This window comes from Mesorhizobium sp. M1338, assembly GCF_040318045.1.
GTDB lineage: Bacteria > Pseudomonadota > Alphaproteobacteria > Rhizobiales > Rhizobiaceae > Mesorhizobium.
Genome location: NZ_JAMYLL010000058.1, coordinates 16,978 through 28,797 on the forward strand (window position 1 = coordinate 16,978; position 11,820 = coordinate 28,797).

Here is an 11,820-nt window from a genome sequence, read left to right on the forward strand (position 1 = left end):
CCGCTCAGGCGGCTTTCGCGGTTGCGATTTGCGGGTCGAGTTTTCCCGCGGCGTAGCGTTTCGCCATCTCGTCCATGGCGATGACCTTGATCTTGGAGGCGTTGCCCGCGCTGCCGAAGCGTTCGAAACGATCGCCGCAAAGGTCGCTCAAGGCGTCCATTGCGGGTTTGAGGAATTTGCGCGGATCGAATTCGCCCGGATGCTGCGTCGCGACGCGACGGAATTGCCCGGCCATGGCCATGCGGCAATCGGTGTCGATGTTGACCTTGCGCACCCCGTGGCGGATGCCGCGCTCGATCTCCTCGACCGGAACGCCGAAGGTCTGGGGCATCTCGCCGCCGTAGGTGTTGATGATGTCCTGCAGTTCCTGCGGCACGGAGGACGAACCGTGCATGACCAGATGCGTGTTCGGCAGCTTCTCATGGATCGCCTCGATCACCTGCATGGCCAGAATGTCGCCATCCGGCTTGCGCGTGAACTTGTAGGCACCGTGGGAGGTGCCGCAGGCAATCGCCAGCGCATCGACGTGGGTGGCGATCACGAAGTCGACCGCCTGGTCGGGGTCCGTCAGGAGTTGGTCGTGCGATAGCGTGCCCTCTGCGCCGTGACCATCCTCGGCCTCGCCCTGGCCGGTTTCCAACGAGCCGAGGACGCCAAGCTCGCCTTCGACGGAAGCGCCGACCCAATGCGCCAGGCGCGCGACGCGTTCGGTGATGGCGACGTTGTAGTCATAGCTTGCCGGGGTCTTGGCGTCCGCCATCAACGACCCGTCCATCATCACCGAGGTGAAGCCGTGGCGGATCGCCGAAAGGCACGTGGCTTCGCTGTTGCCGTGATCCTGATGGATACACAGCGGAATGGCCGGATGGAGTTCTGTCAACGCCTCCATCATTTTGGCCAGCATGATGTCGTTGGCATAGGAGCGGGCGCCGCGCGAGGCCTGGAGAATTACCGGCGCGTCGCAGGCCCTGGCCGCTTCCATGACGGCGAGGCCCTGTTCCATGTTGTTGATGTTGAATGCAGGCACGCCGTAACCGTGCTCGGCGGCATGGTCGAGAAGCTGGCGAAGGGTGATGCGGGCCATTGTCGGTCCTCTTAGATGATGAGCTTCAGCGCCGCCGCAGCGACGGCTTCGGGTGTGATGTCGAAATGCCGGTAAAGGTCCGAGGCGGGAGCACTGGCGCCAAAGCCGGTCATGCCGACAAAGATGCCGATATCGCCGATCCAGCGGTCCCAACCGAGACGGGCGGCCGCCTCAACGGCGACGCGCGGCGCAGAGCCGAGGACCGACTTCCGGTAGTCGGGATCTTGTTCCTCGAACAGTTCCCAGCAAGGCATAGAGACGACCGCGGCGGCTATGCCGCGTTCGCTCTGCAACCTTTCGGCGGCGGCAACGGCGATCTCGATCTCCGAGCCGGTCGCGATCAGTGTCACCGCGCGGTGCGTGGATGGTTCGCGCAAGATGTAAGCGCCCCGCCTGGACAGGTTCTCGTGGCGGTGTGCCTGGCGCAGCATCGGCAGGTTCTGGCGCGAGAGCACAAGCACGCTCGGCCGCTTCCCGCTCTTCAGCGCCAGTTCCCAGCATTCCGCCGTCTCGATGATGTCGGCCGGACGGAAGACGTTGAGGTTCGGTGTCGCCCGCAACATCGCCAGGTGCTCGATCGGCTGATGGGTCGGGCCGTCCTCGCCAAGGCCGATGGAATCATGCGTCATCACATAGACGACACGCTGGCTCATGAGCGCCGAAAGCCGCATCGCGCCGCGAGCATAGTCGGCGAAGCACAAAAAGGTGCCGCCGTAGGGTACGAACCCTCCGTGCAGCGCGATGCCGTTCATGGCCGCGGCCATGCCGTGCTCGCGGATGCCGTAGTGAATGTAGCGGCCCGCATAACCACCTGGCACTATCCGATCCATGCCTTTGGTGATCGTCAGATTCGAATGCGTGAGATCGGCGGAGCCGCCGACCGTAAGCTCGGTTGCGCCGTTGATCGCGGTAAGCGCCATTTCGGAGGCCTTCCGCGTTGCAACTTTTGTTGCCTTCTGGACGTGCTCGCTGCGGAAGGCGCCAAGGGCCTCGAATACCGCGTCGGGCAATTTGCCGCCGATCGCGCGCTCGAAGGCCTTCCGCTTGGGCGAGGCGGCAAGCCGCCGCTCCCAGGCGCACCGCGCTGCTTGCCCGCGCTCGGCAATCTCGCGCCATGCGGAAAGGATATCGTCCGGCACCGCGAACGGTGCGTAGGCCCAGCCGATGTTTTGGCGCGTCGCGGCAATCTCCGCATCGCCTAGCGGCGCACCATGCGTCTTTTCCGAACCGCCCAGGTTGGGCGCACCCTTGCCGATGACCGTGCGGCAGGCGATCAGAGACGGCCGATCCGAGTGCCGCGCGGTCTCGATTGCCGCGGCGACGGCCTCCAAGTCGTGGCCGTCCACCGATTCGACAAGCCATCCGGCGGCCCTGAAACGGGCCGGCTGATCCATCGAAGTGGACAACGATGTCGGACCATCGATCGAGATCGCATTGTCATCCCAGAACACGACGAGGCGGGAGAGCTTCAGGTGACCGGCAAGGTCGATCGCCTCGTGACTGATGCCTTCCTGCAGGCAGCCGTCGCCAGCGATCACGTAGGTAAAATGGTCGACGAGGTCGGCGCCATGGCGGGCGGCAAGCATGCGCTCGGCCAGCGCCATACCGACGGCGGTCGAAATGCCTTGCCCGAGCGGACCGGTCGTCGTCTCGATGCCAAGTGCGTGACCATGCTCCGGATGTCCGGCGGTACGGCTGCCCAGCTGACGGAATCGCTGCAATTCCTCGATTGGCATGTCTTCGTAGCCGAGCAGATGGTGCAGCGCATATTGCAGCATCGAGCCATGCCCGGCCGAAAGCACGAAGCGGTCGCGGTCGGGCCAATCGGGCTTGGACGGATCGATGTTGACGAAGCGGCTGAACAGCACGGTCGCGACGTCGGCCATGCCCATCGGCATGCCTGGATGTCCGGAATTCGCTTTCTGGACGCTGTCCATCGCTAGCGCGCGAATGGCGTTTGCCATGTCGCGCTCCGAGATGGCGGCGGCGACAGATTTCAATGCTGCTTGGCTGTTCATGGCGTCCTCCTCACGACATACGGTTCTTGCGTTCCATCAATTGCAGGATGAGCGGAGTCAGGATCAGCTGCATGGCAAGGTCGAGCTTGTTGCCTGGCACCACGATGGAATTCGGCCGCGACATGAAGCTGTCGTGGATCATCGACAGCAGGTAAGGGAAATCGATGCCGCGAGGATTGGCGAAGCGGATGACAAGCATCGATTCGTCGGGGGTCGGAATCCAGCGCGCTATGAACGGGTTGGAGGTGTCGACGATCGGCACGCGCTGGAAGTTGATCGCGGTCTGCGAGAATTGCGGGACGATGTAGCGGACATAGTCCGGCATGCGGCGCAGGATCACGTCCATTACCGTCTCGGTGGAATAGCCGCGCGTAGCGCGGTCGCGATGGATCTTCTGGATCCATTCGAGATTTATGACCGGCACCACGCCAATCTTGAGGTCCGCATGCCTGGCCAGGTTGATCTTGTCGGTGACGACGCAGCCATGCAGGCCTTCGTAGAAGAGCAGGTCACTCGGAGCGAATTCGCGCCATTCGGTGAAAGTCCCCGGCGGTGTGCCGTATAGCTTCTCCTCGTCCTCGTCATGGACGTAGGTGCGGCTCCTTCCGGTTCCCCGGCGGCCATATTCCTCGAAAATCTCCTCGAGAATCTCCAACTCGTTGGCCTCGGCATGGAAGTGGGTGAAGTTCGGGTTGCCCGCCTTTTCCTTCTCGGCGACCTCGACCTTCATCGCCGCGCGGTCATAACGATGAAAGGCGTCGCCTTCGATGAAGGCTGCCTCGATGTTCTCGCGCCGGAAGATCAGCTCGAAGATGCGCTTGACCGAGGTTGTGCCGGCGCCCGACGACCCGGTGATGGTGATGATGGGATGCTTGGCTGACATGGTGTCGCTCAGGCTCTGAACAGGCCGCGGCGGCTGAACAGCGGCGCACGCTCGCCGATAGCGCTGGGTTCGGTGTGGTAGCGGGTGATGCGCGCGACTTCGCGCGCCGATCCAAAGACCACGGGTACGCGCTGGTGCAGGCTCTCGGGTTCGATTTCGAGGATGCGGGTGATCGTGTCGGTGGCAGCGCCGGCTGCCTGTTCGATCAGATAGGCGATCGGGTTGGCTTCATAGACGAGGCGCAGCCGTCCCTGTCGGTAACCCTTGCGCTGGTCGCCGGGATACAGAAACACGCCGCCACGCATCAATATGCGATAGCAGTCGGCGACAAGCGAGGCGATCCAGCGCATGTTGAAGTCCTTCTCCCGTGGGCCTTCGATGCCTTCCAGGCAGTCGTCGACATAGAGGCGCACGGCCTCGTCCCAATGGCGGTAGTTGGCGGCGTTGATGGCGAACTCCTGGGTCCGCTCGGGGATGATCCGGCTCTCGTAAGCTTGGACGAAGGTGCCCAACCTGGTCGAATGCACGAAGACATGCGTGCCGCTGCCGAGCGACAGAACGAGCGCCAGCTGCGGGCCGTAAATAAAGAACCCGGCGCCCAGCATGCTCACGCCTGCCTGCAAAAAGGAGGCGGCCGGAGAGGCGTCCGGCGCGCCAGTTGCAGGGAGGAGGGAAAAAATCGTCCCGACCGACACGTTGGTGTCGATATTGGAAGAGCCATCGAGCGGGTCGATGGCGATGGCGAGGGGGGCTTGGCTGTCGAGCAGGACTGGCTGCTCCAGCTCCTCGGAGGCATAGAGCGCGACCGGAGCGTGATGCATGGCGTCGAGGAAGATGTCGTCGGTGAAGACGTCGAGATCCGTCTGGACATCGCCGTTGGCATTGGCGCCGCGGGTCCCGGCAAAAGCGGCGCCGAGCACCCCTTGGTTGATGGCATTGCGGACCCTGGTGGCAGCCTGGGTAAGCTGACGGACGGTGGCCACGACCGCGGAGCGGCGTTCGTCCGGCGGGTCGCCGAGATAGGAGTTGAGAAAAGCGTCGAGCGTTGCCGCTGGCATCGCAACCTCCGGTCCGGCCCTTGTCTGCTCAGGGCCGGCTGCGAGAGATGAAACCAAACGATCCGTGATAAGTAAAATTCAATAACTTTACTTGACCAATAAAAATAATTTAGTATGCCTCATGAGAAACCTGACGCTTAAGCAATTCAAGACCGTGCAGGCAATCGTCAGCCTGGGGAAAATCGTCAGCGCGGCCAAGGTGTTAGGCCTTTCTCCTCCAGCGCTGACGATCCAGTTGCGACAAGTGGAGGAGGAGTTCCAGCTGGCCTTGTTCGACCGGACATCGGACGGCATGCGTCCCACCGCCGCGGGACTGGCTTTTGTCGAGGCGGCGCAGGCTATCGAGGACCGGCTCCGCCTGCTCGACGACGAGGTGGACGCCATCAAGGGCGTGCGCACCGGCAGGCTGAGCCTCGGCGTCGTTTCCACCGCCAAATATTTCGCGCCGCGGCTCATGGCCGGCTTCATGAAGGAGCATCCCGACATCGACATGCGGCTTGCCATCGGCAATCGCGCCGGAACGATCGATAGCCTGAAGAATCACGACATCGACATCGCACTGATGGGCCGTCCGCCCAAGGAAGTTTTGGTGCGCGCTTCGGTCTTCGGCGATCATCCGCTGGTTATCATCGCACCGCCCGAACACCCGCTGGCGTCGGCACGCGACATTTCCAAGGAAAGGATCGCCGAGGAGCATTTCCTTATTCGCGAGCCGGGCTCGGGCACGCGCATCTCGCTGGAGATATTCCTGGGTGACGTGCCCGGCCGGATCGACGATCTCGGCATCGAGATGGGGTCGAACGAGACTATCAAGCAAGCGGTGATGGCAGGTCTCGGCATCGCTTTCATCTCCGCCCACACAATTGCCGCGGAAACGGAAGCCGGCCGGCTCGTTATTCTCGACGTGATCGGCATGCCGATCCGCCGGCAATGGTTTTCGGTGATGCGCGCCGATCACGTGATCTCGCCGGCCCTGGCGACCTTCAACGATTTTCTGATGCGCAAGGGCGCAACGTACCTGCCCCTGTTCGGCAAATTGTATCCATACCCCGAAGCGAATGAAGCAGTACCGAGGCAACAAACGATGGCGCCCGGAAAACGACCGGGGTGAATCCCAATATCGGCCGTCGTGATCGTGCGAAAAGGCCCCGAGAAGGGCGTGAACAACGGTGGCCGCCGATGGTGGTCGGCCGGCTCGCATGTTATGTTGCTGCGTGGAAGGGCAGGGGCAGGCGCTTCACAAACGCAGCTAGACGGATGGGCAACCAACCCTGCAGGCAAATCGCTATGCGTCCCGGGCATGGGTTCGGGAGTTCGAAGGGAAGGGGCAATGCTTTATACAATCGTGATGATGGTCTGCATGACGGCGGTGCCGCAGATCTGCGAGCAACGCGAGGAAATGGCGGACGGCCTGGCCATGAATCCCGGAGTGGCCTTCATGCAGGCGCAGCCGCTGGTCGCCCATTGGCTGGAGACACATCCTGGCTATTTCGTGCAGCGTTGGCGTGTGCTGCCCGGCCGGGGAACCTGACGGGGCGCGTCTTCGAAGCAAGTGCTATTTCTTGGGGGCGAGCGTTTCCGAGACAGTCTTGGACAGCTGATAGAGCCGCTGCTCGATTATCGTGGGCACATCGCAGACATAAGTCAGCGATTGCGCACGCTCATTGAAGATTCGCGTCGCGAAATTCAGCTGGTCTGTCCGCCGCTCGACCTCGTCCTGATCCGTGTTGGGTTTTGCACGCAACACGTCGACTTCGGACGCTTCCTTGCGCAATTCGGCGGCCATTTCGAGCTGTCTGTGGGCGTAACGGGAAATGCCGGAAATCACGTGCGAACGCTCGGCGTCCATGTGGTCGAACATGCCCTGCTCGAGCATCGCCATTTTCGCCGCAAGCTGCCCGGCCGGCAGGGAGGACGCAAAATCCCTGATCTTCTTCTGTGCGTCTGCAATCGGCAGCCTGCGAGCTGCCACCTCCTCGACAAGGGCTGAGACCAGCCGGTCCTCCGACCAGTCCTTCGCCGCTGGTGGAAAGTCCGGTCCGTTCCAAACCTGGCCGAGCGAGAGTTGCGGCACCTTGCGCTGCACGCAGGGCCAGTCCGGATCGGCATTCGCGGCTATAGCGCTGGCGTGCGGTACGAGCATGGTAGCCGCAACCAGGCTGCGAGCGAGGCTCATCCGTTCCATCAACCGTTTCCTCCCGTGCCTTGTTTGCGGATCATCAGGCCGCGCGAAGGGTCATAAGCGATGATGGCGCCTCCCAGGAACAGCAGCGTGCAGCCGGCGACGACGCCCAGCGACACCCAGTCGACCTGCCCGTAGAAGGCGAAGCGGATAAGTTCGACGGCGTAGGTGAAAGGGTTGGCAAGGCAGCATTTGCAAAGAAGCGGGCTCGCTTCCTGGATGCGCCACAAGGGATAAAGCGCCGGAGAAGCGAAATAGCCGGGAAAGATGACGAAGTTCATGATGCCGGCGAAGTTTTCGAGCTGCTTGATCATCGAGGACAAAAGCATGCCGAGCGCACAAAGCATCATGCCTGACAGGAACAGGGCCGGCAGCACGAACAAATAGCCGAGCGGCGGCGCCTTGACGCCCCAGAACCAGGCAATGATCAGGAACGCGTAGACCTGCGCGATCGACACGGAAACACCGGCGAGCATCTTCGATAACAGCAGGTACCACCGGGGGAATGGACTGACCAGCAGGATGCGCATATTGCCCATCTCTCGGTCGTAGACCATCGACAGCGAAGACTGCATGCCTGAGAACAGCAGGATCATGCCGCACAAGCCTGGCGTGATGTAGACCTCATAGAGCACATAAGTCTTGTAGGGCGGGATGATCGAGACGCCGAGCACCTGCCGGAATCCGGCGGCAAAAATGAACAGCCAGACGAGCGGGCGAACCAGCGATGAGATGAAACGTTCGCGCTGGTGCAGGAAGCGCAGGCATTCCCGTACGACGACACCTTTGAGACAGATGAGATAGTGACGAAGGCCGAATGCGCCGGATGTCGCCGGCGTGACGGCGGCGACCTTTTCCGGCATTGCGGAAGCGCTCATGGCGAGATCTCCGCAACGCCGGCTGCTTCGCTGCGGCTGAGCCTCGAAAAGGCGTCGCGGATCGAACCAGCACCGCTTGCTTTGACGACGTCGGCCACCTTGCCCTTGGCGACCAGGTCACCCTGCCGCAGCACGATGACATGGTCGCCGTCATCAACCTCGTCGATCAGATGGGTGGCCCAAAGCACGCCGATGCCCTCGCTTTCGACCAAGTTCCGGATGGTGGCAAGAATGCCCGCGCGCGACTGGATGTCGAGACCAACCGTCGCCTCGTCGAGCAGCAGCAGGGGGGGACGGTGGAGCAGCGCCCTGGCGATCTCGATGCGCCGCATTTGGCCGCCGGAAAGGCTGCGAGCCTTGTCGTGCTGGCGGCCCCGCATGTCGACTGTCTCGATCAGCGCTGCAATGCGCTGCCGGGCTTCATGCCGTCCGATGCCGTGCAGCGAGGCGTGATAGGAAAGGTTCTGGTATACGCTCAGATCGAGGTCGAGCGTGCGTGCCTGGAACACGATACCGACACGTCTGAGCGCCTCGCCGGAAGCACGGCTGACGTCATGGCCGAAGATGCGGATCGATCCCCGGCGCGTGTCGTAAAGGTGGCTGATCAACGAGAACAGAGTTGTCTTGCCGGCACCATTGAGACCAAGCAGGGCGGTGAAAGTCGCCGGCGCGATCGAAAACGAGACGTCGTTGAGCGCCCGCTTCGGACCATAGGAATGGCAGACGCCGGCGACGTCGAGCGCCGCTACCTCATCTCCGTCTTGCCCCGCCCTGACATGCTGCATGGATGGCTCCTTCAGGATGTTTGCATAGCGCGCTCGACGTCGCCGGCGTCAGTCTTCCGGCTGCTTTCATTGGGGCGATATGACCACGCCCCAGGGCTGCTGGCCGACGGTGACCGACTGAACCGGTTCGTCGGTCGCTGTGTCGATGAAAGTGATGTCGTTGGAATTGCCGTTTGTGGTGATCAGTGTTTTCTGATCGGGGGTGAAGTCCAGATGCCAGACGCGCTGGCCGACGAGGATGTACTTTTCCACGCCGTAGCTTTCGGTGTTGATCACCGCGACATGGTTCGCCGGGCCGAGCGCGACATAGGCCTTCTTGCCGTCGGCGCTGATGGCGATGCCTACCGGCTGAATAGTTTCGGCCCGTAACCCCGGAATCGCGAACTTGATCTTTTTCACGACCTCGCGCCTGGCGTTATCGATGACGCTGACGGTGCCGCCGACCTCGGCACTGACCCAGATCTGCGATCCGTCGGGCGTGAACGCAGCGAAGCGCGGGCGCGTGTCAACCAGCACGTTGTCGGTCACGTCATGGCTCTCGGTGTCGATGAAATGCGCCATGCTGGTGGTCTCTGAGGTGTTGACCATGGTCTTGCCGTCGGGGCTGACGGCCATGCCCTCCGGCTCCACACCAACCGGAATCTCGGTCTTTATTTCCTTGCTGTCGACGTCGATCGCGGTGACCAGATTGTCGTTTTCGTTGGCGACGTAGAGCGTCTTGCCGTCGGGCGAAAGCACGAACAATTCGGGATCGTCGCCGGAGGGCAGCGTGCCGACGACCTGCAGCGTCGCGGTGTCGATGATTTGGATTGCGTTGTCGTCGCTGGCGCACAAGTAGATGAACTTGCCGTCGTGCGAGATGGTGACGCCGCGCGGTCTCTGGCCGACGTCGACCGTCTTGACAACCTGCATGGTTGCCGTATCGACGACAGTCATCGTATTGTCCTTCTCATTGGAGACATAGGCCGTGTAGGCCGATGCCGAGCCGGCCATGAGGCCGAATGCGACAATGGCGAATACGCAAGCTCGGCTCTGCACGAATTCCTCCCGATTGGCGCTACTTGAGAACGCATTTCGTTTCCGGTTGATCGATGCCGAGGGTGTCGAGCTCGGAGACCTGATGGAGATAGCCCTCCTGGGGAGATGTCGAAACGACCGATTTGGCATCGCCAAGCAGGATCGGCTGGCGAAGCTGGAGGTTCCATTTGCGGAAGGTCAGCTTCTGTCCCTTGAAGGCGGCGACCGAGAAATCGTCCGAGCGGATATAATCGCTGATCTTTTTCGGATCGTCGCCATTGGTGCGCGTGGTGGCTTCGCCGATGGCACGCACGGCCGTCCAGGCCGACATGTCCTTGGACAGCATTCGCCGACCTGTCGTCCTCAGGAAGCGACTTTGCATCTGGATGCCGCCCCACTGCTCACTCGCGGGATGCCATGATGATGCCACGATACCGGCCGTGCCCGCGACCAGCCTCGACGTCCAGGTGCGGTACGGTACGTAGGTCCCGAACACCTCGCTTTCATCGGCCACAAGCAGCACGTCATGCTCCGGGAGGTCTTGCGTGAATACCGAGATCTGCTGCTGTATCTGCGTGGCTCCGGTATCGGTGCGGCGCGCCGTGCCGGTGTCCTTGAATTCCTTCTCCGCGACGATCTGGCCACCGAAGCGGGCTGCCGCGCGGCGCAACGCGTCCGCATAGAGGTGGTCCTGCTCATGCGAACCGTAAAGCAGCACCCAGTTCGGCCATTTCTTCACCATGAGATACTGCGCCAGCGCGTCGGCGAGCATGCTTCGCGTCGGCGCGATGTGGAAGACATTTACGCGGCAGTCCTCTTCGCGCAGGCTATCGTCGGGGGCGCCGACGTTGAAGATCAGCACGCCCTTGTCGCGGGCGATGTCGGCGATCGACAGTAATTGTTTGGCCGAGACGTCCGCAACCACGTAGCGGTCGCCCTTGGCGACCAGGTCGTCGAATGCCTGAACCGCGTCCGATTCCGGGCTTATCTCGGTAACGTCGAGGCTGAATTTCTGATTGACGAACTTCCCGGTCGTATTGTTGTCGCCGATAGCGACATTGGCACCGGCGAGACCTTCGTCACGCGGCGGCACGTCGAGCAGCGAAAGCATCAGTCGCGGCGCGTAGGCCCGCAAATAGCCTATCTTGATTTCGGTTATCTTTGCGTCCGGCTTGATCGCGCCCGCCCGCTGCAAAGTCACTTGCTGGCCCAACGCACCAGCGGTTAGGGACAGAAAGCACAAAAGGGCCGCCAAGGTGCCCGGCACCGCACTTGTCATCGACAAATTACCACTTCTTGCGCTTACTCGATCGTTGCCGAGCGAAGCCAAGGTGCCCCAGGTGAGCTTAGTGAACCTGCGGGATTTATCAACCTTTTGAGCAGGCGTTCTGGCTCTGCTTTAGTCCTACTCCCGCGGCAATGAGGTAGCCGTCAGGGCTTCCCCGGAACTGTCGGAAAGTTCCGAACTGATCAGCATCGTGTCCATAACGCGGCTGCCTTGAGGCGGGTGAGGTGGAGGACCTTGGTAGAATAGACTTATGAGGTGGATCGTTGGATTATTACGATCTCACGGCAACCTGGAAACGGACATTTTGTATTGCGAGGCAGGCCGCAAACCCGCCGGAACATGAAATTCTTCGACTGCCTTGGGAGGAATGCCTGATGAAAACGCGTGCCGCAGTCGCAGTCGCCGCCGGAAAGCCGTTGGAGATCATGGAGGTCGACCTCGACGGTCCGCGCGAGGGCGAGGTGCTGGTCGAGATCAAGGCGACCGGCATCTGCCATACCGACGAATTCACGCTGTCTGGCGCCGATCCCGAAGGCCTGTTTCCGGCGATCCTCGGCCATGAGGGTGCCGGCATCGTCGTCGATGTCGGCAAGGGCGTCACCTCGGTCAAGAAGGGCGATCACGTCA

12 protein-coding genes are annotated in these 11,820 nt (G+C 61.9%); 3 read left to right on the forward strand and 9 right to left on the reverse strand.

The window, feature by feature from the left end; translation table 11 throughout:
* Positions 1–4: 4 nt before the first annotated feature.
* From fba to NKH19_RS29365, 4 genes are read right to left on the reverse strand one after another with little or no spacing between them, the layout of a single operon-like run.
* Positions 5–1,084: a class II fructose-bisphosphate aldolase gene (gene fba, locus NKH19_RS29350; RefSeq protein ID WP_352873249.1), complete on the reverse strand. Its 1,080-nt coding sequence runs from the start codon at positions 1,082–1,084 to the stop codon at positions 5–7.
* Positions 1,085–1,095: 11 nt separating this feature from the next.
* Positions 1,096–3,102 carry a transketolase gene (tkt, locus tag NKH19_RS29355; RefSeq protein ID WP_352873247.1) on the reverse strand — a complete coding sequence of 669 codons (2,007 nt, stop codon included), beginning with the start codon at positions 3,100–3,102 and terminating at the stop codon, positions 1,096–1,098.
* A gap of 10 nt (positions 3,103–3,112) precedes the next feature.
* Entirely contained in the window at positions 3,113–3,985 is an 873-nt protein-coding gene (locus tag NKH19_RS29360; protein ID WP_352873245.1) for a phosphoribulokinase, read from the reverse strand.
* An 8-nt stretch (positions 3,986–3,993) separates the two neighbouring features.
* A complete protein-coding gene (locus tag NKH19_RS29365) occupies positions 3,994–5,043 on the reverse strand; it encodes a class 1 fructose-bisphosphatase (protein ID WP_352873243.1) in 1,050 nt (349 codons plus the stop codon).
* Positions 5,044–5,164: 121 nt separating this feature from the next.
* Here NKH19_RS29365 and NKH19_RS29370 point away from each other — a divergent pair, with 121 nt between their 5' ends.
* A complete protein-coding gene (locus NKH19_RS29370; RefSeq protein ID WP_352873242.1) occupies positions 5,165–6,154 on the forward strand; it encodes a LysR family transcriptional regulator in 990 nt (329 codons plus the stop codon).
* 219 nt (positions 6,155–6,373) lie between these two features.
* Entirely contained in the window at positions 6,374–6,574 is a 201-nt protein-coding gene (locus tag NKH19_RS29375) for a hypothetical protein (protein ID WP_352873240.1), read from the forward strand.
* Positions 6,575–6,598: 24 nt separating this feature from the next.
* Here NKH19_RS29375 and NKH19_RS29380 read toward each other — a convergent pair whose 3' ends face one another.
* The 5 genes from NKH19_RS29380 to NKH19_RS29400 form a co-directional block, all read right to left on the reverse strand.
* Entirely contained in the window at positions 6,599–7,228 is a 630-nt protein-coding gene (locus NKH19_RS29380) for a hypothetical protein (protein WP_352873238.1), read from the reverse strand.
* Positions 7,228–8,103 (reverse strand): ABC transporter permease, encoded by an 876-nt coding sequence (locus tag NKH19_RS29385; RefSeq protein WP_502911065.1) that lies wholly within the window; start codon positions 8,101–8,103, stop codon positions 7,228–7,230. Before NKH19_RS29385 ends, NKH19_RS29380 begins: the two co-directional genes overlap by 1 nt.
* Entirely contained in the window at positions 8,100–8,888 is a 789-nt protein-coding gene (locus tag NKH19_RS29390) for a lanthanide ABC transporter ATP-binding protein PedB/LutE (RefSeq protein WP_352873236.1), read from the reverse strand. The genes NKH19_RS29385 and NKH19_RS29390 overlap by 4 nt, the downstream gene beginning before the upstream one ends.
* A 66-nt stretch (positions 8,889–8,954) precedes the next feature.
* Positions 8,955–9,881 carry a PQQ-dependent catabolism-associated beta-propeller protein gene (locus tag NKH19_RS29395; protein ID WP_502911067.1) on the reverse strand — a complete coding sequence of 309 codons (927 nt, stop codon included), beginning with the start codon at positions 9,879–9,881 and terminating at the stop codon, positions 8,955–8,957.
* A 64-nt stretch (positions 9,882–9,945) separates the two neighbouring features.
* A complete protein-coding gene (locus NKH19_RS29400; protein WP_352873233.1) occupies positions 9,946–11,184 on the reverse strand; it encodes a lanthanide ABC transporter ABC transporter substrate-binding protein PedA1 in 1,239 nt (412 codons plus the stop codon).
* Between the two features lie 383 nt (positions 11,185–11,567).
* Here NKH19_RS29400 and NKH19_RS29405 point away from each other — a divergent pair.
* Positions 11,568–11,820 (forward strand): alcohol dehydrogenase catalytic domain-containing protein (locus tag NKH19_RS29405; RefSeq protein ID WP_352983354.1); only part of this gene is annotated, 253 nt, incomplete at its 3' end.

Bases quoted from the DNA above. Each gene is read 5' to 3' on its own strand.
- NKH19_RS29395 (WP_502911067.1), bottom strand. From the start codon at position 9,881: ATGGCCGGCTCGGCATCGGCCTACACGGCCTATGTCTCCAATGAGAAG.
- NKH19_RS29400 (WP_352873233.1), bottom strand. From the start codon at position 11,184: ATGACAAGTGCGGTGCCGGGCACCTTGGCGGCCCTTTTGTGCTTTCTG.
- NKH19_RS29390 (WP_352873236.1), bottom strand. From the start codon at position 8,888: ATGCAGCATGTCAGGGCGGGGCAAGACGGAGATGAGGTAGCGGCGCTC.
- tkt (WP_352873247.1), bottom strand. From the start codon at position 3,102: ATGAACAGCCAAGCAGCATTGAAATCTGTCGCCGCCGCCATCTCGGAG.
- NKH19_RS29360 (WP_352873245.1), bottom strand. From the start codon at position 3,985: ATGTCAGCCAAGCATCCCATCATCACCATCACCGGGTCGTCGGGCGCC.
- NKH19_RS29365 (WP_352873243.1), bottom strand. From the start codon at position 5,043: ATGCCAGCGGCAACGCTCGACGCTTTTCTCAACTCCTATCTCGGCGAC.
- NKH19_RS29380 (WP_352873238.1), bottom strand. From the start codon at position 7,228: ATGGAACGGATGAGCCTCGCTCGCAGCCTGGTTGCGGCTACCATGCTC.
- NKH19_RS29375 (WP_352873240.1), top strand. From the start codon at position 6,374: ATGCTTTATACAATCGTGATGATGGTCTGCATGACGGCGGTGCCGCAG.
- NKH19_RS29370 (WP_352873242.1), top strand. From the start codon at position 5,165: ATGAGAAACCTGACGCTTAAGCAATTCAAGACCGTGCAGGCAATCGTC.
- NKH19_RS29385 (WP_502911065.1), bottom strand. From the start codon at position 8,103: ATGAGCGCTTCCGCAATGCCGGAAAAGGTCGCCGCCGTCACGCCGGCG.
- fba (WP_352873249.1), bottom strand. From the start codon at position 1,084: ATGGCCCGCATCACCCTTCGCCAGCTTCTCGACCATGCCGCCGAGCAC.